Genomic DNA, 26,093 nt, shown 5'->3' on the forward strand with positions numbered 1-26,093 from the left:
TATGGCAGCCCATGGCCTTGGACCCTCTCGCAGAAGTGATGTTGCCCCTTTTCTGGCCATGGATGTCCTGGCAAGGGCAGCCGAACTGGAAGCCGCTGGCCGGTCGATCATTCACATGGAGGTCGGACAACCGGCGGCACCAGCACCCAAGATTGCGAGACAAGCGGCTGCAGACGCGCTTGAAAATGGTGCGATCGGCTACACCCATGCACGTGGCATCGCCCCGCTTCGAAACCGCCTTGTCCGTCATTATCGGGATGCGTATGGCGTGGAGATCGAAGACAGCCGCATCATGGTCACGACAGGCTCGTCGGCGGGGTTTAATCTTGCCTTTCTTGCGGCGTTCGATCCCGGTGACCGGGTTGTTCTGACCGCGCCCGGTTATCCTGCCTACAGAAACATTTTGAAGGCGTTGGGGCTGGTTCCGGTGGAGGTGGAAGTGGGGCCGGAGACCCGATGGAGCCTGACACCGGAGTTGATTGACAAAGCCGCGCTGGATGGTCCGGTTAAGGGTGTTCTTGTCGCAAGCCCTGCGAACCCGACCGGGACCATGATGACGCCGGAGGCGCTGTCCGATCTCGTCCGCTATTGCGATGCAAACGGCATCTGGTTCATTTCCGACGAGATCTATCACGGGCTTGTCTATGAGTGTGAGCAGGCAACGGCCTTGTCTACATCCGGCAATGCCATCGTCATCAACAGTTTCTCGAAATATTATTGCATGACCGGATGGCGTATTGGCTGGATGGTGCTTCCGGAGGTCCTGGTCCGTCCGGCCGAGCGAATAGGTCAAAGCCTTTATATTTCGCCGCCAGAACTGTCGCAGATTGCCGCGATGGCAGCACTGGATGCCACACAGGAACTTGAGCGCGTCCGTCAGGGCTATGCCGCGAACCGTGACTTTCTGCTGGAGAGCCTGCCGGCTATCGGCTTTGACAAGCTGTTGCCTGTCGACGGCGCATTTTACATCTACGCAGACACGAGCCGTTTTGCGCCCGACAGCCTTGCGTTCACGCGGCGCATGCTGGAGGAGGCCGGAGTTGCCGCGACGCCGGGCGCAGACTTTGATCCGGTTCATGGGGCCGAGTTTACGCGGTTTTCCTTTGCCGGCCGCCTTGAGGACATGAGAGAGGCGGTCGAGCGTCTGAAAGACTGGCTGGCTTGATCCGGGTTGTACCGCTCAGCCAAGAATCCGAAGCCTTGCACGGTGTATAAAAAAGGCGGCCTTGAGGCCGCCTTTTGTCTTTCAGAGTGTCTCTGTTCACTCAAAAAATACCGGAGAGCTGGAGAGAATCCTTCAGCGATTCCGTCTTAAAAGAAGGAACGGCGTTGCCACCATCCGCCGCGCTTCGGCTTATCGTCTTTTTCTTCCTCTTCAGCCGTTTCACTTGTCAGAACCGGCTGTTTCGGAAGGGCCTGCTCGACCGGTTCGGCGTCGTCCGAAGGTGAGGCCGTGCTGGCGTCTTCAGTTTCAGATGCCTCGACCGCCGGTTCCGAAGTCTCTGCCCCGCCATTCAGGTGTCCGGCTGGCGTTGCTTCGGAAGTGCTCTCGAGGCTTTGGTCCGCTGCTTCCGATGTCTCGGTGGTGACTTCGATTGCAGCTGCTTCGACCGTCACTTCGCCTGTTACAGCCTCGGAAGATTCGCTCCCGGCCTGTTCAGGAGCAGCTTCACCTTCGGAAGTGGAGTCCGCTGGTGTGTCGTTTGACGAACTGTCCGTCTCGCTGGCTACGGCAGCTGTACCGTCGCCGTCTTCGGACGCCAGCTGCTCTGATTCGGTCCCGTCTTCATTCCGGCGTCCACGGCGGCCGCCCCGGCGTCCCCGGCGGCGTTTTCTGCGCGGTTCATCACCATCTTCGCCGGCCTCGACGCGGTTTTCCGTGTCTTCGTCCGTGGTTTCACCGTCTTCGCCGTCACCGTCCTGAGCGGCATTGGCTTCTGGCTGATCATCCTGAGCACCGCCCCGGCGGCGCTTGCGGCGGCGGCGGCGCTTGCGGTCCCGGTCGTCGGAATTCTCGTCCGATTGCTCAACGCGAGTTTCCTCTTGTGGAGCCGGTTCCTCCTCGATTTCAACCACATGTGGCTGGGCCATCGAGACATGCGGCTGCGGGATCTCGTCACGGTTTATCGGATCGGCGCGCTCCAGCACATAAAGCTGGCCATTGACCATGTCATCCGCATACACTTCGATCCAGACGGCAAAGCGGGTCTCCAGATCCGTCAGGTTGGAGCGCTTCTGGTTCAGGATGTAGAGCGCAACTGACGTGGTTGTGCGGATGATCAGGTTGTGGGTCGCACCTTTCAGAAGATTGTCTTCAAGCGAGCGCAGAACATGGAGTGCCACAGACTCCACCGACCGGATCATGCCGGTACCATTACAATGCGGGCAGGGTGTCGTGGAGCTTTCAAGAACCCCGGTCCGCAGGCGCTGGCGTGACATTTCGAGCAGGCCAAAATGCGAGATCCGTCCAACCTGAATCCGGGCGCGGTCGCTCTTCAGGCAGTCCTTAAGCTTGCGCTCGACCAGACGGTTGTTCTTGTTCTCCTCCATGTCGATGAAGTCGATCACAACAAGGCCGGCGAGGTCGCGCAGGCGCAGTTGCCGGGCAACTTCCTCGGCTGCTTCCAGGTTGGTCTGAAGCGCGGTGTCCTCGATATTGTGCTCGCGGGTGGATTTGCCCGAGTTTACATCAATGGAGACAAGAGCTTCGGTCTGGTTGATGACAATATAGCCACCGGATTTCAGCGTCACCTGTGGCGAGAACATCGCATCCAGCTGCGGCTCAACCCCGTAGCGTATGAACAGGGGGGACGGGTCGCGGTAGGGCTGGACGTTCTTGGCATGGCTCGGCATGAGCATGCGCATGAAGTCCTTTGCCTCCCGGTAGCCTTCGTCGCCTGCGACCAGAACTTCGTCGATATCCTTGTTGTAAAGATCGCGAATCGAGCGCTTGATCAGGCTGCCTTCCTCATAGACGAGGCTCGGCGCACTGGACCTGAGGGTCAGTTCACGCACGTTTTCCCAAAGACGCATCAGATATTCAAAATCGCGCTTGATCTCGGCTTTGGTGCGGCTGGCGCCTGCGGTCCGCAGGATGACGCCCATGCCTTCCGGCACATCAAGTTCGGATGCGATCTTCTTCAGGCGCTTGCGGTCGGTCGGCTGGGTGATCTTGCGTGAAATCCCGCCACCACGGGCCGTGTTCGGCATCAGGACAGAGTACCGGCCGGCAAGCGACAGATAGGTTGTCAGCGCAGCGCCCTTGTTGCCGCGTTCTTCCTTCACGACCTGAACCAGGATGACCTGACGGCGCTTGATGACTTCCTGGATCTTGTATTGCTTGCGTGGCGGCTGACGGCGCTCGGGAACCTCTTCCATCGCGTCTTCGGCGCCAACCGACTCAACCTGATCATCCGCGTCACCGTCGCTGTCCACATCGTCCTCCGTTTCGGCAGACGCATCTTTCCGGCGGCGGGACCGGCGGGACTTGCGCGGTTTTGCAGCGCTTTCTTCGGTTTCCGCAGCTTGCGAAGTCTCGTTTGCAGCTTCTTGCTCGCCAGATGCTTCAACGTTGCCGGTGTCGGAACTGCCGCCAGCTGCAGGGGCATCCGAAGGTGCGTTTTCGGACGGTTGCGTGTCAGAGGCGTCCGTTTCAGAAACCGCTTCGCTGACCTTATCGTTCGGCGTTTCGGTTTTTGCGGCCTTTGTACTGGTGCGGCGCTTGCGTTTCGGTTTGTCTTCTGTCTCCGAAGTGTCGTCCTGCTCGGGCTGTGCGGCTTCCGCCTCAAGCAGCGCCTGCCGGTCGGCAACCGGAATTTGATAATAGTCTGGATGAATTTCACTGAAGGCAAGGAAACCGTGACGGTTTCCGCCATATTCGACGAAGGCCGCCTGCAGGGACGGTTCGACCCGGGTTACTTTCGCGAGATAGATATTTCCGCGCAGTTGCTTCCGGTTTGCTGCTTCAAAATCGAATTCTTCAACCCGATTGCCTCGGACGACGACGACCCGGGTTTCTTCCGGGTGGGCCGCGTCGATCAGCATTTTGTTTGCCATAGGTACTTGTCTCCACGGCAGCGGTGTCTCGCGCGCATTTCTCGCGCCGGGCGGAAAGCGCCGTCCCTGCTGCCGTACTGGTTTCGAATAAGAAGTTTGAGGAACCTTTTATGGACGGAGCCGAAGCAACACCATGTGTGGCCGCTGAAGCGGTGCCGCACAGAATGTTGTTCTTCATTTGCATCACGTGGTTCCTGTGAAAGCCTCCAGGGCTTTCAAGTGTTGAATCGTTGTCTGTTCCCGGCGGAGTGGAGCAGGAAGACTGCCTTGGCCGCGCCGCGTTTCCGGATTGGCACCTTGCCGAAACTGTTCGCGGATAACTCGAATCAGATCGGCCGGCCGGCGCCGGGACCGCTAACTTACCTCACCGTTCAGACTGGCCCGGAAGCGTTCCCTGGCAGGATTGTGCTGAAATTCTGGCCTGCCGGAGCCCGGTGTCGACGAAGACGTGTGGAAACAATCCCAAATGCGTCAACGTGGAAGGTATCGATAGCGGATCGGAATCCGTAAGGTACTTTTACGTTTCTATCGGACTGTTTGCAAGCTATGTGAAACGCTCTAGTGAATTTAACGCCCAACGAAATTTCTGTTAAGGAGCCAGGGGTATTGCGCTTATTGACAGGCCACATGGACGAAATGGCACCATCACCGGACCGTTGCGGCAACCGGATCTTGATCGCATTCGCGGGCTCCGAACGCGCGCGTTTGTGTTTGCATGCCGTCATTCTTGTGCTTTTGACAGTCATATTGGGAGCCGGGGGCTGGAAGCCCGCCGCTCATGCTGCGTCACCAAAAGATATCCCCTCAATAACGGGAGCGCGGGTTGCAGGCGACGAAGTGCGGACCCGGTTTGTCGTCGATCTGGACAGACATACGCCTCCGGTTATCTCGGCGCTGGCTGATCCCTATCGTCTGATCATCGACCTGCCGGAAGTCGAGTTTCAGTTGCCCGAAGGCACCGGGCAGGCAGGGCGCGGGCTGATCACGGCGTGGCGATATGGCATGTTCGCCGCCGGCAAGTCACGAATCGTTCTGGATCTCAAGGAGCCGGTTTCGCTGGACAAGACCTTTGTCTTGCCTGCCGTCGGCGATCAACCTGCCCGAATGGTGATCGATCTCGTGCGCAGTACCCATCAGAGCTTCCTGGAGTTTGCGCAAGCCTCGCGGGAAAAGCGGAGCAAGTCAGCCGCGGCGGGAGTGAAGGGCGACCGGATCGACCCCGACGCTGACCGCGATCGTCCTTTGATCGTGCTTGATCCGGGGCATGGGGGCATCGATCCGGGTGCAAAGGGAATTGGCGGAACCCTTGAGAAGGCCGTGGTGATGGATTTCTCCAGTCTTTTGAAACGAAAGCTGGAAGAAACCGGCCGGTATGAAGTGCATCTCACGCGTCAGGCCGACACCTTTGTCTCTTTATCGGATCGTGTACGTTTCGGGCATGACATGGCTGCGGATCTGTTCATTTCCATCCATGCCGATTCCGTGAAATCTCTGAAAGAACAAGCCCGTGGCGCTTCGGTTTATACGCTCTCGGATCGCGCGTCGGACGATTTGGCCGAGGAGCTGGCCGAGCGCGAAAACATGTCCGACGTGATTGCCGGTGTCCAGCTGGACGCCGAACCGACTGACGTCACCGATATCCTTCTCGATCTGGCACGGCGCGAAACACGCAACTTTTCGGTCTACTTTGCGCGCACTCTGGTCGAAGAGCTGAAAAGCTCTGTGCGGTTGATCAATAACCCCCATCGCTCTGCCGGTTTTCGTGTGCTAAAGGCTCCCGATGTTCCTTCCGTGCTTGTGGAACTTGGCTATTTGTCCAACGAGCATGATGAAAAACTGCTGATTTCGGATGTGTGGCGTGAGCGCATGGCCGATGCAATGGTTGAGGCGGTCGACAGCTTTTTCCGGCCGCAGATCGTGCAGGATCAGACAGAAGCGGCCGCGAGGCCGATAAAGAACTGAGGCCTTGGCCGGAAGCCGGCAATGGTGCGCTGCATTGGGGCTGCCGCCTCAGCATCGCCATATTGCTGATTGAAGGAAAGCGACTTTAAACAGGGCGGTGGTATGCCGCTCGATTGGACACGGCCTCGCATGCTATCCACACTCGGATGTGGTATGGACGGTTAACAGAGTAACGTCGGGGAAAGACGGGCCCGCAATATGAAATTTCTTGTAAAGTTTTTTGGCTATCTCTTCGGGATCGGAGCAGCGCTGGGGTTGCTGGTTGCCGCAGGTGTGTGGATGTACCTGCAGCAGGTGAGCGAAGACCTGCCGGACTACACGGCGCTGAAAAACTATGAACCGCCGGTGATGACCCGGTTCCATGCAGCCGATGGTACCTTGATGGCGGAATACGCCTCGCAACGCAGGATGTTCCTGCCGATTCAGGCCATTCCGGACAAGTTGAAGCAGGCTTATATTTCTGCTGAAGACAAGAACTTTTACAAGCACTTGGGGATCGACCCGGAAGGAATTGCGCGTGCGGTTGTCCGCTATGCACAAAATATCGGAACCGGCCGCCGGCCGGAAGGTGCGTCGACCATTACCCAGCAGGTTGCCAAGAACTTCCTTTTGACGAACGAGGTCTCGATCGAGCGCAAGATCAAGGAAGCGATCCTGTCCTTGCGGATCGAGCAGGCCTACACAAAGGATGAAATCCTCGAGCTTTATCTGAACGAGATTTATCTTGGCCTCGGTGCCTACGGGGTTGCTGCCGCATCGCTGGTGTATTTCGACAAGTCCGTGAACGAGCTGTCGCTTGACGAAATGGCATACTTGGCGGCCTTGCCGAAGGCGCCAAACAATTACCACCCGTTCCGCCAGACCGACCGTGCCATTGCGCGCCGCAACTGGGTGATCGACCGGATGGTGGAGAACGGCTATGTCACGTTTGAAGAAGGCGAAGAGGCTAAAGCCAAGCCTTTGACCGTCAAACCGCGTGACACCGGCTCTAAAATCTATTCGGCAGAATATTTCACCGAGGAAGTCCGCCGGGAAGTTGCCGATATATTCGGTGAAAAGCGGCTGTACGAGGGTGGATTGTCGGTGCGATCGACGCTTGATCCTAAGCTGCAGGAACAAGCACGCGCCTCGCTCATGAAAGGCCTGATCGACTTTGACCACAAGCGTGGCAAGTGGCGCGGGCCTGTAACAACGATCGAAGCCGGTGCCGATTGGGGCGTCCCGCTCGGCAAGGTCGAGGCATTGGAAGACCTGCCGGAATGGAAACTGGCCGTGGTTCTGGAAACGGGTCAGACACAGGCGACGGTGGGTATCCAGCCGGAAAAGCTCGTCAGCGGCAGGCTGTCCGATGAGCGCAAGACAGGAAAGCTGTCTCTTGACACCATGAAATGGGCTCGTGTGAATGGCCGCGCGCCGGCGTCGGTCCCGGATGTGCTGAAGCCGGGTGACGTGGTCTATGTCGAGGAAAGCAAGGTTGCGCCGGGAGCTTTCGAGCTGCGTCAGATCCCGGAAGTGTCCGGTGCGCTCGTTGCCATGGATCCCTATACCGGACGCGTTCTTGCGCTGGTTGGCGGGTTCAGTTTCGACCAGAGCGAGTTCAATCGGGCCACTCAGGCCTATCGCCAGCCGGGGTCCGCGTTCAAGCCGTTCGTGTACGCTTCCGCGCTCGATAATGGATACACGCCCTCTTCGGTCATCATGGACGCGCCGCTCGAAATCAGTCAGGGTCCCGGTCTTCCGACCTGGTCGCCGAAAAACTATGGCGGGAAGTTCTATGGTCCGTCGACCTTGCGCACCGGGATCGAGAAATCCCGAAATGTCATGACCGTTCAGCTGGCGCAGGATCTGGGCATGCCGATTGTCGCCGAATACGCCAAGCGTTTCGGCATCTACGACAATATGCTGCCTGTGCTGTCCATGTCGCTCGGGGCGGGCGAAACGACGGTCATGCGCATGACCGCTGCGTTCGCGACAATTGCCAATGGCGGTCGAAAGATCCAGCCTACTCTGATCGACCGTATTCAGGACCGCTATGGCCGCACGATCTTCAAGCATGATAGCCGGATCTGTGACGGGTGTACCCAGGACGCCTGGCAGGGGCAGGACGAGCCGACCTTGATTGACGATCGTGAGCAGGTCCTCGACCCGATGACCGCTTACCAAATCACTTCGATGATGGAAGGCGTCGTCCAGCGCGGCACGGCCAGACGTGTGCAGGCGGTCGGACGCCCTGTTGCTGGCAAGACGGGCACGACGAATGATGAAAAAGACGCTTGGTTTGTTGGTTATACCCCGGAACTCGCGGTGGGCGTATTTGTCGGATATGACACGCCTCGACCGATGGGGCGCGGGGCCACGGGTGGTGCGATTGCCGCTCCGATCTTCACCGATTTCGTAAAACAGGCGGAGGCGGGGAAGCCGCCGGTCGAGTTCCGGGTGCCGCGTGGATTGCAGCTTATTCCCATTGACAAAAGTACAGGCCTTCGGGCTGCGGCGGGCGATCCGAACACGATCCTCGAAGCATTCAAGCCCGGTATGGCTCCGCCGGACAGCTATTCGGTGATCGGGTTCCAGGATACGATGGGCGCTCCGCACACTGTCTCCCCGGAAGCCGGGCAAGCAGTCCTGTCGGGCACGGGCGGCCTTTATTGATCACCAGTTGAGCCTCGCCGGGGACTTGAGATTTCGCCTCCTGAGGACTACATTCCGCCGCCAATTCACCGCCCGGCTCCGAACAAAAGGGGCCGGGCACTCTTTACCGAAAATGCGAGGTGTTCGATGCGCGCCGAAATGGAAGCCATCGTCGATGAAATCAAGCAGGCCATAAGCCTGCTGAGGAGGCATCTTTGACTGGGATCAAGCCCTGGTCAGATTAGATGAACTGAATGCGGCTTCGGAAGACCCGGAGCTTTGGAATGACCCTGCCAAGGCGCAAAAGCTGATGCGTGAACGCCAGCAGCTGGATGACGGCATCAATGGTGTTAAGGCGCTGGAGCAGGATCTTGCCGACAATATCGAGCTGATCGAACTTGGCGAGATGGAAGATGACCAGTCTGTCATCACCGATGCCGAGGATGCGTTGCGCGGCCTCAAGGACCGGGTGAACGGTCTCCAGCTGCAATCGCTGTTGTCCGGCGAGGCCGATGGCAATGACACTTACCTGGAAATCAATTCCGGGGCAGGCGGCACGGAAAGCCAGGACTGGGCCTCGATGCTGTTGCGCATGTACCGCCGGTGGGCGGAGCAACACGGCTTCAAGGTCGAGGTGCTGGAATATAACGACGGTGAAGAGGCGGGTATCAAATCCGCGACCTTGCTGATCAAGGGCGAGAATGCCTATGGCTGGCTGAAAACGGAATCGGGCGTTCACCGCCTCGTGCGTATTTCGCCATATGACAGCAACGCCCGCCGTCATACCAGCTTCTCAAGCGCCTGGGTCTATCCGGTTATTGATGATTCGATTGAAATCGACATCAATGAAAGCGATTGCCGGATTGATACCTACCGTGCGTCTGGTGCAGGCGGCCAGCACGTCAACACGACCGACTCGGCCGTGCGCATCACGCACCAGCCGACCGGAATTGTCGTTCAGTGCCAGTCTGAACGCTCGCAGCACAAGAACCGGGCGACCGCCTGGTCGATGCTGAAGGCGCGGCTATACGAAGCCGAGCTGAAGAAGCGCGAAGAAGCAGCCAACGCGGAAGCTGCCTCCAAGACCGATATCGGCTGGGGCCATCAGATCCGGTCCTATGTTCTCCAGCCCTATCAGCTGGTGAAGGATCTGCGGACCGGTGTTGAAAGCACTTCGCCTTCGGATGTTCTGGACGGCGACCTGGACAAGTTCATGGAAGCCGCTCTTGCCCAACGTGTCTTCGGTGGTGATCCTGTTGAAGTCGAGGATGTGGACTAAATCAGGTCGTCCGGGATCATCTGACAGATCAAATCAAGCGGCGCCTTTCGAGGTGCCGCTTTTGCTTTGACGGGCGGCCTGAGCGATCGGGCGGATCGAGGGAGCAGTCTTCCATGTTGGCTGGACAGCATGGCCGAGTTGCGGCCCCGATAGTTTTTTGGGTATCTTGCCTGCCTCATGTTAGGCTTCATGAATTGACTTTCAGTCCTTCATGGCACTTTCCAGAACGCCTGCGATCCGCTCAATATCGAATTTTGAATTTACCCAGTCCGCATGGGGACTTGTTAGCGGAATAATTGTCGTGTTCTTGCATCGAACGACATCGCTCAAGTGATTGTCCCGGGTTTGATGAACATAATAGTCCTCAATATCGAATTTTCTTACCAGGCTGAGCGCATCAGAACGTGCGTCCGGTCCGCTTGGCGTTTTCGCAACGCGCGTGGTCTTGAAGAGCACGATCCTGGCATCGGTTTGCCATGGCTGGATTATCAGGTCCTTGTTGTGAACAAGCGCCGATGCACGTGGGGGCGAGCCGGGGAGTTTCGAGAAGAGGTAATCATATGCCCTTTGCAGATTGAAGTAGGGGTCGACCAGTATGAGGTCCTCAACCGGCTCTCCCTGGGCCGAGAGCTGGCGCGCCACTTCAAGGGCGAGCGTTCCGCCAAAACTCCAGCCAAACAGGTGGTACGGGCCATGCGCTTGATATGCCTTGAGGGGTTCCATATAGGCACGTGCCAGAGTTTCGATCGTGACATTCTTCACATGATATGAAAGGTCAGAGTCCGCCAGGAAATTGATGAAATTATGAAATAATATCAAGTCCTCGCTTTTGAGCCGGGGCACTATGTTCGAATAGTAGCTCTCCGGACCACCGTGACGCGGAGGGAACATGAAAATCGCCCGCTCGGGGCTGTGCCTGTCGATGGCTTCGAAGGCTTTGAAATCCGGAAAGTCGCGGAACGAAAAGCGTGTCGGCAGGCAAGTGATCCGGGCAAGGCAGTGTTGGATGATCTTGACCAGATGACCCTTGACGGCCTGTGCGATGCGGTTAGCTATTTGCGGGCCGTGTGAGCAAAAAACCTGAATTCGCAGTTTTTGATCAACGACCGATGCCTTGACGTGAACAAACTCTCCTTCCTGACTACACGGAGCCATAGATACGCTCGTCAATTCGTCGGATATATGCCACGCCTGCCCCATGTGCTCGTCCGAGGTGCTGGCAAAGCTCAACGTGATTGACGGGAGATCCGAGTAGCGGATGTTGCTGTTTTCATCCGTGCAGAAAGATTCAAAACCAATGCCGTGATAGGGCGTGTCGCTCAGAAGCCGTTTGACGTGCTGAATGGTTTGGGAAAGATCAGCCTTCAGGTTCACGACAACAGGGAACATGGTCGTAAACCATCCCACTGTGCGCTGAACATCGAGCCCGGAATCGATTTGCTTGCGGCCATGTCCCTTCAGCGTCACGGCTTGCCGCGTAACTGCGCCGCATTCGTGCAATCCGCAGGCCAGCGCAGTAAGAAGAAGTTCGTTGACTTGGGTGTCATAGGCAAGATGACAGTCTTGCAGGACTTGCCGGGTCTCTTGCAGACCGAGGGTTGTTTCGGACTGGCCGTAAACGGGTGCTTCATTGGCAGTTGACACCAAAGCCGGGCCGCTCGGCAGGTCAGTCAGAAGCTGCCGCCAGTAGTGCCGCTCATCGGGATGGTGCGTTGCGTGGTGCCGAACGGTTTTCACCCAGTCGGCATAGCTGCTTTGGCCTTGCGGCAACGGATCACCATCGTAAAGACGCCGGAGGTCGTCGATCAGGATTGACCTTGAGACCGCGTCGGTGACGAGTTGATGCATGCAGATGAAAATGCGCGCGCTGCCGTCTGGATAGCCGTGCAGGTAACCGATGCGCCACAAGGGACCGTTTTCAAGATCTAAACGGTTTTGCCACTCTGTCAGACGTGTGTGCAGGTCATCTGTGTGGAGAGAAGAAACATCAGTGATTTCCAGTTCAGGGTGTTGTGAAGACCCGTCATGGCCGGCGTGCCAATGACCGGCTCCCGTTGGCTGATCGTCCGGGGCGCCGCGTCGAAAGCGCACCGTGAGGTTTGGATGTGCTGCAACAAGCGCTTTCAGACAGGATTTCAGCCGTTCCGGATCAAGAGGCGGCACGCGGACGAGCACGGTTTGGGCCCATAGTTGGGGATCTTGGATGTAGCCTTTGCCGACTTGTTCAAAAAACCATTCCTGTATCGGTGCGAGTTGGCGAAGGCCATCGGTAAATGCGGTCTTCTTGTCTTGAAAACCGATGGCTGGGGTTTTGGTTTCAATAAACCGGCTCAATTGCCGGATGGTCGGGTGCTCGAAAATGTCAATTATCCGGCAGGGAAAACCGGATTTCGACAATCGCGCACTCAATCGGATCGCCTCGATCGAGTTGCCGCCAATTCTGAAGAAGTTCGTTTCAACACCGATGCGTTCCAGACCGAGTATCTCCGACCAGATGGAACTCAGGCGGGCCTCGAGCTGGTTCCCGGGCGCTATATAGCAAGCCTCGTTCAACACAGCGTCCGGGTTGGGAAGTGCTGCCCGATCCAGCTTGCCGTTGACGGTCAAGGGCAGGGCGTCCACTTCGACAAACACAGAGGGCACCATGTATCCGGGAAGCCTTGATGCAAGGGCAGTGCGCAGGGTCTCGCCAAGCTCGGCCCTCTGCGCGGTGAAGGGTATGTTGCCGAAGCGCTGATCGGGTGAAGAGGGAGCCTCGAACAGTTGATCGCTGAACACATCCTGCGCGGCGTTCTTTCGCAGTGGCCGGAACAAAAGCGCATACTGGTCGGGGTGGCGGGAACCGGGGTCCAGGAATATGTCCAGACGATAGCCTTTTTCTTGCGCAAGGGTATGCAAAGCTTCGATCCCTAAAATGCTGTCGGAATCGATGTCGGCAGCGGCGAGGATTTTTGAGACCGGTGTCCCCCGGGCAGCCGGTTCATCCTGCTGCATTGCCTGACAGACAGCTCTGACCCGCTTGTTGGGATAGCCGTCAACAATCAGACCGTCTTCCATCTGCTGAGCAGATAACCAGTCTTTCAAGTCTCCAATTTCGGAATAGGCAAAACGGCGGAAGGCCGGAGACGGCGGTACGGCGTTTGGAGCCTTGTCTATCCAGAGGATCACATCATAGCGAAACCGGTTCATTTCGTGGCGGGCGTATCCCCGTTTCGGGAGGATCTTGATGTGACTGACCGCCGGGTGGCGGGTGCGGAGCTTGAGGAAATAGCCCGGATCCAGCAGGAACTCCTTGTCGCGCCGGGCCAGCCAACGGGCCTGTTTTTGTGTTTCCTGCAAGGATGTATCGGGTGACCGGTACGCCTGGACAGCCAAGTAAAAGCTCTCGACCAAACGCAAATCGCGCAGATCTCCGAGGAAGATCCTGCCATGGCCTTCCAGGCAGCTGATTGCCGCGTCCAGCATCTGTTCAAAATAGGCCATGCCGGGAAAGTACTGGGCGACCGAATTCACGATCACGGTGTCCACGGGTGTGATCCTGCTGCGTGTGCCGATCGAGGTGGCCTCGCCAACGAGTCCGGTGACCTTTCCGGCTTTGCCGAGCAGGGTTACCGTTTCGGTGATCTGCGAAATGGCCGACTCGGAAAAGTCCGTGGCCGTATAGTGCTGGCACTTGTCGAGGAGACGGTAAAGCAGCAATCCGGTTCCACTGCCGATTTCGAGGATGTGTCGGGGGGTGAGGTCTGCAATCCGCGCAACTGTTGCCGCTACCCACTCGCGCATGTCTGCTTCCGGAATGGCGCGCCTGGTGAATGAGCTTATCCAGCCTCCGGTGTCAAAGGTGCTGTCAGCGGGAGCTGTGCCACCGTAGAGGCTTTGATAGAGCTTTTTCCAATCCTTGACGACCGCTTCGCCATGGCTTTGGGCGAGCTTTTCCCGAGCTGTGTCTGATGGTACAAAATAGGCAACCAGATCCTGAGCCTGTTCCGGGCCCGGGCGATTGCGGGCCTGGACGGCTGCTTGCTCGACATCTCCTAATGTCACCAGTTTCTGTTCGATTTCGCTCAATTCAATGCGGTGGCCACGTATTTTGACCTGGAAATCGTTGCGGCCGACATATTGCATGTCGCCATTGTCGAGCCAGCGAACAAGATCGCCGGTCCTGTACAAACGTGTATGCCCTTGTTCCGCGTCGGATTCCGTGGCGAATGGATTGGCAATGAACCGGTCGCTGGTGAGCGCGGCGCGGTTCAGATAGCCTCGCGCAAGACCAACACCACCGACAAAAAGTTCACCAATGGCACCGATGGGAACAGGTTCGAGACTAGGGTCAAGCACATAGCACGTCACGTTGGCCATAGGCCTGCCGATATTGGTGTTTCCGTCTCCTGGTCGATAGGGATGCATGGCAACACCGACAGTGTTCTCGGTCGGGCCGTAGCCATTGATCAAGGTTTGTTCCCGTGACCACAATTTCATCACCGGCAAATCGCAGGCCTCGCCGGCAACAATCAGTGTTTTCAGATCCGGCAGATCCCGGTAAGGCAGAGCCTTGAGCAGGGAGGGTGGGAGTGTGGCGAGCGAAATGGCGTTGTTTTCGATGTAATCGAGAATCTGGCCGCCATTTGATCCAACACCATGCGCATAAACATACAGTCTTGCCCCATGCAGAAGCGCGCTGAAAATCTCTAAAGCCGAGGCGTCAAAACTGTATGACGCAAACTGAAGTGCGCGGCTTGTCCGGTTCAGGTCAAGGATGGCTGTCTGGTTCGAGATCAGATTCAACAAGGAGTGCTGTTCGACCATTACACCTTTGGGATTGCCCGTCGTACCGGAGGTATAGATCACATAGGCAAGGTTCGCCGACCGGCCGACCGGGCTCGGGTTGTATGGAGAACAGTCCGGCAGAGTATGCGTGTCACTCACGACAATGACGTGCAGGGCTTCAACAATTGGCGTGTTCCAGCCTTTCAGCTCCCGTAAATGGTTTTTTCGGGTCACCAGAAGTGGTGCCTTACTGTCTGCCAGCATGAACCGAACCCGCTCTTGCGGATAGTCCGGGTCGATCGGCACATAGGCGCCACCGGCCTTGAGAACACCCAAAATGCTGACAATCATCCAGGGGCCGCGGTCCAGATAAAGCGCAATCAGGGTGTCAGCCTGTAAAGTTTCACCTGATGCCGTATCGAAACGCTGCCTGATCGCATGTGCCAGCCGATTGGCCCGGGCATTCAGATCCCGGTAGGTGAGCGCTTCTTCCTCAAATACAATTGCGATGGCGTCTGGCGTACACTCGGCCTGTTTCTCGAACAATGCGGCCAGTGTCTGATCTTTGGGACAGTCTTTCTGCGTTTGGTTCCAGGTGCAGACAATCTGGTCGTATTCTTCTCGAGGAAGGAACCTGAAGTTCGATATTGCCCGTTCCGGTGAAGCGGCGACCTCAGAGAGCATGTTCTTCAGGTGTACTGCATAGCGGGTCATCCGTGTGCGCGTGAACAGGCTGGTGGCAAACTCGATACGTCCCTGTATTTTTTCTCCGCTGGCGTCCATGAAGACACTCAGGTCAAACAGAGCCCTTTTGAAGGTCTCTGTCAGGGAAACGGGTTCCAGTCCGTCGATCTGTTCTCCGGGGAAACTTTGAAGGCTGAAACTGTGTTGGAAGACGGGATGCCTGCTTTGGTCACGCTCGACTTCGAGGGTGCTCACAAGCAGCTCGAACGGGATGTCCTGAAACTGTTGGGCTTCGCTCAGTCGTTTCCGGACTGTTTCCAGAAAATCGAAAAACGGCTGATGCGGATCCACTTGCACCCTGAGGGGCAATGCATTCACGAAAAAGCCGATCAAGTCATCCACTTGAGGGTAGTGCCTGTTCGCCGTACCCCATCCCAGAACAAGATCGTTTTGGCGGCTGTAGCGGCTTAGAAGAATGGCGTAAACGCACCACAGAAGGGTATTGAGACTGACATTGCGGGCACTGGCCAAAGACCGGAGCCGGTTCGACAAGTCCGCGCCCAACGTAAAGGTCACAACGTCGCCCTGATAGTCGAACAAGGCAGGGCGCGGGTGGTCAGTCGGGAAGTTGAGTACCTCATGGCCGGCCAAACGCTCGCTCCAATACCCAAGCTGCCTCTTGAGGCGATCACCTGACATGTAGCCGCGTTGCCAGACGGCAAAGTCCTTGTACTGGATTGTCAGCTCGGGCAGGTCCAGCGGCGCATCTTCGACAAGGTGCCGGTAATGAGCGGCGAGTTCACGGGACAGGATTTGGGCCGACCAGCCGTCAAAGGCCACGTGATGCACCACGATCAGCAGAAAGGCCTGATCACCCGCCGTGAAGATATCCGCGCGGATGGGCGGTTCGTTTTCAAGATCGAAGGTCTTGTGGAGTGCGTTTTGCAGTGCGTTCGGCCAGGCGGTTTCAGCGATACGGTGCTCCGCAACACCAAAAGCCCGGGTCGAAACCGATTGATACCAGATCCCGTCTCTGTCCTGAACGAAGTGGCTGCGCAGCACCTCGTGACGGGCAACAATGGCGGCCAGGCTCTCCTTCAAGGCCGGACGGTTCACCGAGGCTGCGAGCTTGAACAGTCGCGGAGAGTGATAGGCACTTGCGCCCCCTTCATACTGCTCGATAAACCAGAGGCGCTCTTGCGCAAAAGACAGGGGATATTTCGATACCCCAATCGCTTTTGGGATGCTCAGCTGTGATTGCGACAGGCGGGCCAGCATATGCGCAAGAGCTTCAATCGTCGGGTATTTGAAGATCGCTGCGACTGTCAGTTGGTGGCCAAGGTGCTGGTTGATCCGTGTGACGAGGCGGATCGCCTTGATCGAGTCGCCTCCAATCCGGAAAAAACTGGCATCGGCCTTGATGCGTTCCAATCCCAGGACGTCCGCCCAGATTTCATGCAGCTGGCGTTCCAGATCACTTCGGGGCTCTGTACCAGTGTCTCGGCCGAGGGGTGTATCTGGCTCGGGCAGGGCCCTGCGGTCCAGTTTGCCGCTAGCCGTCAGGGGCAAGGCGTCCAGTTCGACAAACACGTCGGGCACCATGTAGCCGGGAAGTTTCGACAAGAGTGCGGTTCGTAACCGGTTTTCCAAGTCAGTGGCTTTTTGAATGGTTTTCGAGCGGACATAGTATGCGGCCAGAAACAGATCCCGCCCGTTGCCACGACGGCGCTTTGCCAAAACCGCAGCCTGAGCGACGGGATCCTGAGACGTCAGAACCTGTTCGATCTCACCCAGCTCAATGCGGTTGCCGCGGATCTTCACCTGGAAGTCGGCGCGGCCCAGAAACTCAAGTGTGCCGTCTGCCTGCCACCGGGCAAGGTCACCCGTCCGGTACAGTCTGCTTCCGGAACTTGTAAACGGGTTGGCGGTGTACCGGTCTGCCGTCAAACCGGGGCGCCCGAGATAGCCGCGTGAAACCTGGTCGCCGCCGATCAGGAGTAGCCCGGTGACGCCCACCGGAACCGGGTTCAGCTGCCCGTCGGCGACGTAGGCTTGTGTGTTCCAGACCGGGGAACCGATCGGCAGGACAGCTTCATTTCCTGTTGTGTGATAGGCTGTCACATCGATTGTGGTCTCCGTCGGGCCATAGAGATTGTGCAAGGCAATGGAACGCCCTTGTGCCTTGACGGACCGGTGGAACCGGCGGTTGTGTTGCGGTTGCAACGCCTCGCCGCTGGTGAAGACTGCGCGCAGTGACCGCAGGCTTCCCGTCATCTCGCCGCTTTCCAGACCGTCGAGATATGCCTCGAACAGGCTTGGAACAAAATGCAGAATGCTGACGCCGTGATTTTCAATTGCGTCAGCCAGAAGCCGCATATCCCGGTGGGCGTTCGGGGGAAGAATGGCAACCCGTGCACCGTGGAAGGCCCACCACAAGAGTTCCCAGACCGAAACATCGAATGTGTAAGGTGTCTTTTGGAGAAGAACGTCGTTCGCGCCAAGCGGAACATCGGACTGCATCCAGGCAAGACGGTTTTGCAGTTGCGCTTGACTCACCATCACGCCCTTGGGCTGGCCGGTGGTCCCGGATGTGTAGATCACATAGGCAAGGTTCTGCGGGCCGCTGACCGGTTCCGGCGTGTCCGAAGGACAGCTGACGCACATCCCGTCATCATCGACGGCGAGGATTTTCAATGAACCGGCCTTCGCTGCCGGTATACCTTCGAGTTGCGCGACATGCCGTTGCTGGGTGAGCAGCAATTGCGCCTGACAGTCTTCCAGCATGAACCGGACGCGCTCTTGCGGACAGTCCGGATCGATCGGCAGATAGGCTCCGCCCGCCTTCAATGCACCGATGATGCTGACGATCATCTCCGGACTGCGGTCCAGACAGAGGGCGACCAGCGTATCGGCGCCAAACGGTGCTCCGGTAGAGGCCTCGAATTGGCGGCGGATGGCATGCGCCAGCCGGTTGGCCCGCGCGTTCAGTTCGCTGTAGCTGATTGCCTCTTCGCAATATTCAAGGGCGATACTATCGGGTGTGCGTCCGACTTGCGTTTCGAACAGCTCCGTCAGTGTCCGGTCTGCAGGATAGTCCGCTTCGGTCCGGTTCCAGTGCGTAACTACGGTTTCATGTTCCTCACCGCCCATCACTTCGAAGGTCTCGCAGGTGCGGGTTGGGTCGGCCCATGCCTTCATGGCCAATCTTTCGAAATAGAAGGCCAGGGGCTCAAGCGTGTCCAGTCGCGTGCCGAATTGGGCGATGGCGAAGTCCCAGGATTGCGCCTGCCGGGAAACAATCAGAAGGGTATCGCACTCCTGAACAAGGTAGCGCCCTTGGCCGTTCAAGACATTGTCGATGAAATCCGGTGTTCCGGCCTCATCAAGAATGAAGCCCAGCTGGATGGTATTTTGCTTTGCATAGAGCTTCTTCTTGAGATCGAGTAGCTGGAAAGCTGGCTCGTCCGGTTTGTTTGTCAGGCGTGACAACAGCGTGTCAAAACGATCCGTTCCGGAAATCTCGGTCGGGGCCAGCGCCGAACTGTTCCCGTCGAAACGGACAAGGACCGGGGATGACAGCCCCAACATCCGAAATCCGAAAAGAAGCCATGCAGCCTGAAACAGGATCGCTGTATCATGGCAAGGAAGCGCAAGGTCTCGTGTCACGGGAACAAGTTCAATATGCCCCCGATCCACTTTCGGTGGGGTTTCGCCCTTCAGAAAGGAAAGTTTTGTTGCTTCAAGAGGCGAAAGGCATTCTGCGTTCGGAAGGGAGCTGAGGTTCGGGCCGGTCGAAGACGCCGCCTGGTTTGCCAGATCCGGCAAGAACGTAATGTCCTGTTTTCGGCTGGTGTAGCCATAGCCTTGCATCCTTGCGACGAGATCCGGGCTGAAATCGCGCACCGTTGCCTCGTCCCATCGGTAGGCAAGCGCGGGTTCGATCGTGGTATGCGTCAGAAAGCCGGGATCGAATGGCGGCTCCTCACTTTCGGACAGGATGTCCAGTTCATGCGATTGAGCATAGGGGTCGAGAGGCGCTTCGGGTTCCTCCAGCGCAAGCCATTTACAAAGATTTCGAACGCACCGCTGTGTATTCAAAACAAGGTCTTCGTAGTAAACGGTGTGTACTTTCGGTGCCGAAAGACGTTCCAGAAACCTGTCGATGTTGAGATTGGAACGGCTCCAGACATACTCGGCGATGGCTTCCGGAGTGTCGTCCTGCAGTTTTTCCCGTATTGCGGCGTAGACTGAAGTGAGGCCGGTGCGGGTCAGGGATTCAACGACTGCCGCAGGATGGCGCCTCAAGACCAGAAAGCGGGGGCTGTCCACCAAGGATGGAATGGATTCCAACCGTTCCGGCGATAGGCTGTAACCGGCGGTCTTGTCGATGATGTAGCGCGTACCGGCCTGTTCACTCAGATACTGATAACACTCCGATATGGTCGTGCCGTGATTGAATGCTGGGGGCGGCAGGTTTTTTGTGCCGGTTCCAGCAAGGGTTGCAACGGCATGATCGAAGCCTTGCAACAAGGAAGGGTGATCCTTGTAGTAGGCCTTCCGTTCGCCCAAATCCCGAAACCCTGCCAGATGCAGCTCAACGGGGGCAGAAATCTCGCGATGATTGCCGAGCAAGCGTACAAGCAGGGTAGAACCGGATCTTGGGGCTGAAAGGATAAAAATCCAGCTGCTCTTGTCCATGACACGCACCTCTCTGACGTTTCGGACCTCAAGCAGATACATGCGCATGCAATATTGCATACATTAGTATACAATATTACCGGGAGATGTTCATATCATTAAGGTGAAGTGATGCGCGCATGTGGTCTTTGAGGCGGCAACCGCTGCAGGGGAAAAGCCGCCGGTTCAGAAACCGTTTGCCTCCGGGTCGATGCGGAAAGGTTTATGCTCCCCGAACCGCTGTTTCCGGGCTGTAAGCCGGGGGGCAAGACCCGGCAGGAATGTGATGGCGGGTTGAGGCCAAGCTTGGATAGGGCAATCAAACCAAACACCCGCTCTCCCGTGTGGATGGTGCGCAAACCCTGCGCATGTGCTGTTTTTCTTAGAGGGAGGCGAACCAATTGGCTGTTGCCGCGCACTAACAGGTGAAATCGGTGCGGCATGCAAGTGTCCGTGCCGCAGATCCATGGTGCAGCAGAGAGCCTTGATATGTCGAAAAGCGGTCAGAAATTCGTCGCGCGCAACCGGGCGCCGCGGGTACAGATCGAATATGACGTTGAGCTGTATGGCGCGGAAAAGAAGGTGGAACTTCCCTTCGTCGTTGGTGTGATGGCTGATCTGTCCGGGGCACCGTCTGAAAAGCTGCCAGCGATCGCGGATCGCAAGTTTCTGGAAATCGATGTCGATAATTTCGATGAGCGCATGAAGGCAATGCGCCCGCGGGCAGCATTTACCGTCGAAAACACCTTGACGGGCAATGGCAATCTCGCGGTCGATCTGGAATTCGGGAGCATTGAGGACTTCGCGCCTGCTGCGATCGCCAGGAAGGTTGCCCCCTTGAAAGCCCTGCTGGAAGCCCGAACACAGCTTGCGCATCTTGTCACCTATATGGACGGCAAGACCGGGGCTGAAGAGCTTATTGCCAAGGTGATTGCAGATCCTGCGGTACTGGCCGGCCTCACTGGTCCGAAGGACCAATCGCCGGACCAGTCAAGCGATGATCGCGATGCAAGTCAGGCCGAAGTCCTTGAAAGCTTGCGCAAGACTGCTCCGGACGATGCTGCGCCGCACAGTGGGTCTGATGTCGAGACGGTTTTTGCGCCGCTGCGAAAAGAAGGTGTGGGTATCGGGGATGAGGCTCCGGACGGTGTTGGGCCTGTCCTCAGCTCTTTGCGTGATATGGCTGTCTTGGATGAAGGCCCCGGCGCCGCTTCAGAACGGCATGGCTTTGTACCTGATAACAGTGCGTGGAATGAAGCGAATGCGCTTTCAGAAGCCGAAGGAGATGACTTCTCTCTCGATGAATTTGCTGCGGCAAGTGATGCCGGGGATGAGCATTTCGATCCGGACGGCCTCATTGAAGAGACCGGCGCTGTTAAGGAAGTGCTTGATGGCCTTGAAGGCCACGAAATTGGAGAAGTTGAAGGCTCTGTTGAACCTGATGTTGCAGAATTTGATCTGGATGCGGACATCGATCTTGAGGCGCTTTTAGGCGAGACCGGCACAGGGCCGGACGGGCTTGAGGTCCATGAGGGCGGCGAAGCCGATGAAGATGTTGATCTTGACCTGTCCGGCTTCGATGAGGATTTGGATCCAGCTGCCGAGGAGAGCAGTCTTCCGGATTTCGATATGGATCCAACCGAGTCCGGCGAGGCCGAAGACGGTCCCGATGATTTGGACGATCTGGCGGCGCTGGAGGAAGATCGTCCGCAAGAACCGGACCCGTTCGGGAAGCTGACCGTGGAGCGGCCCGGGGATCTCGATGCGCCGCGCACAAAATTCCGGATCGCTCTTCTCGGTGACTTTTCCGGACGTGCCAGCCGCGGCGAGCTTGAAATCGGAGATGCGCTTGCAGCGCGCAAACCGGTCAAGTTCGATGTCGATACGCTTGACGATGTGATCGGGCGCTTTTCAACCACTCTGGTTTTGCCTCTTGGTGATGGCGGCACCGGTGTGGAAGTTGCGCTCTCCGGCATTGATGATCTGCATCCGGATGAGCTGTTTGAAAACGTGCCGGTCTTTGATGAGCTTGCAAGCATGCGGGATCGTGTTGCCCGTGGAGACAAGCAAGCCATTGCAGACTTGCGGGACTGGGCGTCGTCGTCAGAGGCGGGAAGCCACAAGAGGAAAAGGGCGAAAGGCGCGCAGGTTCCGGCCGGCTGCAAACTCAGCGACTTTCAAAACCTGATCGGCGATATCAAGGGCACCATGGCGCAACCGAGCCCGGCCTCGGAGTTGATCGGGCATATCGTTGCACCTCACATTGAAGCGGCTCCCGATCCGGATGTGGATGAGCTCCTCGCTGTTCTCGACGTTGCCCTGTCGGATGCCATGCGGACGATCCTGCATCATCCGGACTTTCAGGCGGTTGAATCCACCTGGCGCTCGCTCGAATTTCTGGCCCGGCGTGTCGAAACCGGAGCCCGGTTGGAGATCGTCCTGTATGATGTTTCCGCAGAAGAGTGGGCGGCAGATCTCGCAGCCCAGGAGGAATTGTCGGAAAGCGGCCTGTTTCGGATGCTTGCCGAAGAGCCCCGTCTGGACGACGCGCAGGGGCCGTTGTCAGCGGTCTTTGGGCTTTACACTCTGGAAGAAACGCCACCGCATGCGGAGCTGATGGCCCGTATGGCGAAGATTGCGGCCTGGATGAATGCGTCGTTTGTTGCTGCCGTGTCCCCGCAGTTTCTGGAAACGCGCAAGGAAGACAGGCATCCTCTGGTCGCCAGAACCTGGGACGCTTTGCGCGCGCTTCCCGAAGCCGCCCACGCGGGATTGATAGCGCCACGGTTTCTTCTTCGGCTGCCTTATGGACGCAAGACGGACCCTGTAGAGCCGTTCGACTTCGAGGAATTCACCTTGCGCAGTGGTTTGAAGGGAATGCTTTGGGCAAACCCTGTAATTCTGTCGGCCGTTCTCATGGCCGAGACGGCTTCGCGGGGCGGCAAGACCATGCGTCTTGGCGAGATCATGTCGATCGGGGACATTCCGCTTCACACCATGACCGATCAGTACGGCGACCAGATCGCGTTGCCCTGTACCGAACGTTTGCTGAATACCAGGACAATGGCCGATGTGGTCACCCGCGGTTTCATGTCGGTGTTGTCGATCAAGGGCCGTAATGAAGTGCGTCAGGGGTCTTTTCAGGCGCTCGGGGCAGGCGCATTGGCCGGGCCATGGGAGCTTGCGCCCGGCGCTGGCACCACAGCAGCCGGAAGCGCGTCCGTGACTCTGGGAAGTGCATCCGGCGCGGCCGGGGCAACCAGCGTATCACCGGAAACTTCAAAGCCGAAGGATACCTCGTCGAGCAGCGCTGATGCGGCTGATCTCGATGGTCCGGGAGACGGCGATGATGGTGATCTGGATGCACTTTTGTCCGGTCTTGGCGATGATGCCGACGGTGATGAGGGTAGCGGAGACGCTGACGATCTGGACGCGCTTCTGTCCGGTTTTGGCGATGACGCGGAGGGCAATGATGACAGCGGAGGCGATGATGATCTCGATCCGGAACTTGCCGCCCTTTTGGAGGATTTGTGATGAGCAGAGAAACCTCGATGACCGCCCCGCAACGGGATCTTCCGCAAGAGCCCTCAGGTGGCGCGGCGGCTCCTGCGGCAGACGGGGACCTGATCATGGCCCAGGTCGACAAGGCCTACTGGCTTCTGGAGGGAGAGGTGCATTTATATGCCATGCTTGCGGGCAAAAAGCCTTACCCGACGCCGGTCCGCTGCGTGCAGTTTGCATCCATGGCGCAGCTCGCCGCAGCGCTTCCGGAAGAGGGTGGTGTGGGCGCGTTGTGGAGCATCAATCCGGCGATCGCCGACCGGTTGCGGCGGGACAATGAACTGATCATCTCCAACGCCCCTGACCACAACTGACCACGCCCGGCGTCAAGGATTACGCATGTCGAAAGAAACCATCCTCGAAGGCAGGCCAGTTCGCGTCGAGCTTCCCAGCAAGATAAAGGGATGGCTCATGCGGGCCCAGGTCGATGACGGCCTGAGCCAGATCACCGAAACGACCATCGAGTTCATGTCCCCCGATCTCGACCTTGACCTTCAGAAGGTCATGGGCGAACGGTTCCGGCTCGAGATCGATGCGCCCAAGGACAAGGTCCGTTATTTTCAGGGGCGTTGTGTGGCCGCCGAGTTTCTGGGATCGCATGCGGGCAGGGGCTATTACCGCGCCAATGTGCGGCCCTGGCTCTGGTTCCTGACATGCACGTCGAACTGCCGGATTTTCCAGGACAAGTCCGTCATTGATGTGATCAAGGACATTTTTAAAGACCACGGCTTTCCGGATTTCAAGGACAGGACAAAGCACACATACAAGAAGCGGACCTATTGTGTTCAGTACAGGGAAACGGATTTCGCCTTCATCTCCCGATTGATGGAAGAGGAGGGGATCTATTATTTCTTTGAACACGACAAAACCAAGGAAACACTGATCCTTGCCGACGACGCAAGCCCGCACAAGTCCATCGAGGATCATGCGGACATCGACTATTTCATGCGGGAGAGCACTTACCGGCGCCGTCAGGACCATGTCTTCGAATGGCGCGGCACCGAGCGGATCCGGACCGGCAAGGTCACGCTTCAGGACTATGATTTTGAAAAGCCGAAATCGGATCTGAAGACCAGCAAGGCACTGCCGCACGGGAAACATGCCTATAAATCCTACGAGGTCTACGACTATCCCGGCGGGCACGGCGACAGTCAGACCGGCGAGCATCTGGCCAAGGTCCTGGTGGAAGGGTTTGCGGCGCAGACCCACCGCACGCAAGGCGCGTGCAACGTGCGGCAGATGGCCGTTGGCGGCAAATTCAAGCTCAAAGAGCATCCAAGAAAAACGGAAAATGACGAGTATCTGGTGGTGTCGGCCCGCCATCAGCTCCAGATCGATGCCGATGTTCTGGATCAGGAATACGTGCAGAACATTCTGGGTACTGAACTCGATTTTGATGCCGCCAGCAGCACAGACATGTATCGCTGCACCTTCGAGGCCCAGCCGATCAAGATCGCCTTTCGCGCGCCCCCGGTTACACCCCGTCCGCAGCACCCCGGTGTCCAGACCGCGATTGTGGTCGGCAAGAAAGGGGAGGAGATCTGGACCGATGAATACGGCCGCGTGAAGGTCCAGTTCCACTGGGACCGGGAAGGACGCCGCAACGAAATGTCCTCGTGCTGGATCCGAACGGCGGTTCCATGGAGCGGAAAGGGCTGGGGCATGATCAGCGTGCCGCGCATTGGCCAGGAAGTGGTGATCCAGTTCGAGGACGGCGACCTCGATCGTCCGATCGTGACCGGTATGATCTACAACGGTGACGCGAGGGTTCCCTATCCGTTGCCCGCAAACCAGACCCGGAGCGGGATGAAGTCGCAAAGTTCCAAAGGCGGTAACGGTTTCAATGAACTCGTGTTCGAAGACAAGAAGGACGCGGAGTTCGTGCGGTTTCAGTCCGAGCGCGATTTCGAGCAAATCATCAAGAACAATGCGGAAATCACTGTCGGGCTGGAACACAAGAGCGGCGGCACATTCAGGCAAACCATCCACGGCGACAAGACCGAAACCATCCGCGAGGGCAATCACAGCTTCAGCGTCGCGAAGGGGCAGGAAACCATCGACATCGCCAAACTGCGGCGGACGAAGATCGGCGGTGACGACACCTTGACCGTTCTTCAGGATCAGGCGCTCTCGGTTTCCGGCAAGAAGTCCGACGCAGTCTCCAAGGACTATGACATTGATGTTGGGGGCGCGCTGCAACTGACTGCGGCTTCGAAAATCACGCTGAAATGCGGTGGATCCACGATCGAAATGACACCTTCCAAAGTCACGATTTCGGCTCCGCAGCTGGACTTCAAGGCGAGCGGCATCGCGAAACTGACAGCGAACGGCATGTTGAAGATGGAGGGCAAGGGGCAAGCCACCCTCAAGGGGTCGGGCATGTTGAAACTCGAAGGGGGCGGCATGACCGAAGTGAAGTCCTCCGGTCTGGTGATGGTCAAGGGCGCCCTCACGATGATCAACTGACGGGAGCTGC

At 57.6% G+C, this 26,093-nt stretch carries 9 protein-coding genes; 7 read left to right on the plus strand and 2 right to left on the minus strand.

Annotated elements, in window-relative coordinates:
• The first annotated feature begins 1 nt into the window (after nucleotide 1).
• Entirely contained in the window at nucleotides 2-1,165 is a 1,164-nt protein-coding gene (locus E1297_RS18580) for a pyridoxal phosphate-dependent aminotransferase (RefSeq protein WP_196223353.1), read from the plus strand.
• 146 nt (nucleotides 1,166-1,311) lie between these two features.
• Here E1297_RS18580 and E1297_RS18585 read toward each other — a convergent pair whose 3' ends face one another.
• Nucleotides 1,312-4,056: a ribonuclease E/G gene (locus E1297_RS18585; RefSeq protein WP_155140968.1), complete on the minus strand. Its 2,745-nt coding sequence runs from the start codon at nucleotides 4,054-4,056 to the stop codon at nucleotides 1,312-1,314.
• Nucleotides 4,057-4,662: 606 nt separating this feature from the next.
• Here E1297_RS18585 and E1297_RS18590 point away from each other — a divergent pair.
• From E1297_RS18590 to prfB, 3 genes are all read left to right on the plus strand, one after another.
• Complete coding sequence (locus E1297_RS18590) at nucleotides 4,663-6,018, plus strand: N-acetylmuramoyl-L-alanine amidase (protein ID WP_244327806.1); 1,356 nt, start codon at nucleotides 4,663-4,665, stop codon at nucleotides 6,016-6,018.
• A gap of 198 nt (nucleotides 6,019-6,216) precedes the next feature.
• Nucleotides 6,217-8,670, plus strand: a complete 2,454-nt coding sequence (locus E1297_RS18595) for a penicillin-binding protein 1A (RefSeq protein ID WP_155140970.1) — start codon at nucleotides 6,217-6,219, stop codon at nucleotides 8,668-8,670.
• Between the two features lie 126 nt (nucleotides 8,671-8,796).
• Nucleotides 8,797-9,928 (plus strand): peptide chain release factor 2 gene (prfB, locus tag E1297_RS18600; RefSeq protein ID WP_155140972.1). Its coding sequence is split into 2 segments (ribosomal slippage): nucleotides 8,797-8,865 and nucleotides 8,867-9,928, totalling 1,131 coding nucleotides; the frame shifts between segments, so codons are not numbered across the junction.
• 201 nt (nucleotides 9,929-10,129) lie between these two features.
• Here prfB and E1297_RS18605 read toward each other — a convergent pair.
• Complete coding sequence (locus E1297_RS18605) at nucleotides 10,130-20,077, minus strand: non-ribosomal peptide synthetase (protein ID WP_196223354.1); 9,948 nt, start codon at nucleotides 20,075-20,077, stop codon at nucleotides 10,130-10,132.
• A gap of 468 nt (nucleotides 20,078-20,545) precedes the next feature.
• Here E1297_RS18605 and tssB point away from each other — a divergent pair, with 468 nt between their 5' ends.
• The 3 genes from tssB to E1297_RS18620 are packed head-to-tail and all read left to right on the plus strand — an operon-like array spanning nucleotide 20,546 to nucleotide 26,083.
• Nucleotides 20,546-23,590, plus strand: a complete 3,045-nt coding sequence (tssB, locus tag E1297_RS18610; RefSeq protein WP_155140976.1) for a type VI secretion system contractile sheath small subunit — start codon at nucleotides 20,546-20,548, stop codon at nucleotides 23,588-23,590.
• Complete coding sequence (locus E1297_RS18615; RefSeq protein WP_155140978.1) at nucleotides 23,590-23,931, plus strand: hypothetical protein; 342 nt, start codon at nucleotides 23,590-23,592, stop codon at nucleotides 23,929-23,931. Before tssB ends, E1297_RS18615 begins: the two co-directional genes overlap by 1 nt.
• Before the next feature lie 25 nt (nucleotides 23,932-23,956).
• Nucleotides 23,957-26,083 (plus strand): type VI secretion system Vgr family protein, encoded by a 2,127-nt coding sequence (locus tag E1297_RS18620; RefSeq protein ID WP_155140980.1) that lies wholly within the window; start codon nucleotides 23,957-23,959, stop codon nucleotides 26,081-26,083.
• Nucleotides 26,084-26,093 lie beyond the last annotated feature (10 nt).

The organism is Roseibium sp. RKSG952, assembly GCF_009711355.1.

What these genes read in the sequence shown, in the direction of transcription:
- E1297_RS18615 (WP_155140978.1), top strand. Translation starts at nt 23,590, where the DNA reads ATGAGCAGAGAAACCTCGATGACCGCCCCGCAACGGGATCTTCCGCAA.
- E1297_RS18620 (WP_155140980.1), top strand. Translation starts at nt 23,957, where the DNA reads ATGTCGAAAGAAACCATCCTCGAAGGCAGGCCAGTTCGCGTCGAGCTT.
- E1297_RS18595 (WP_155140970.1), top strand. Translation starts at nt 6,217, where the DNA reads ATGAAATTTCTTGTAAAGTTTTTTGGCTATCTCTTCGGGATCGGAGCA.
- E1297_RS18585 (WP_155140968.1), bottom strand. Translation starts at nt 4,056, where the DNA reads ATGGCAAACAAAATGCTGATCGACGCGGCCCACCCGGAAGAAACCCGG.
- E1297_RS18580 (WP_196223353.1), top strand. Translation starts at nt 2, where the DNA reads ATGGCAGCCCATGGCCTTGGACCCTCTCGCAGAAGTGATGTTGCCCCT.
- tssB (WP_155140976.1), top strand. Translation starts at nt 20,546, where the DNA reads ATGTCGAAAAGCGGTCAGAAATTCGTCGCGCGCAACCGGGCGCCGCGG.
- E1297_RS18605 (WP_196223354.1), bottom strand. Translation starts at nt 20,077, where the DNA reads ATGGACAAGAGCAGCTGGATTTTTATCCTTTCAGCCCCAAGATCCGGT.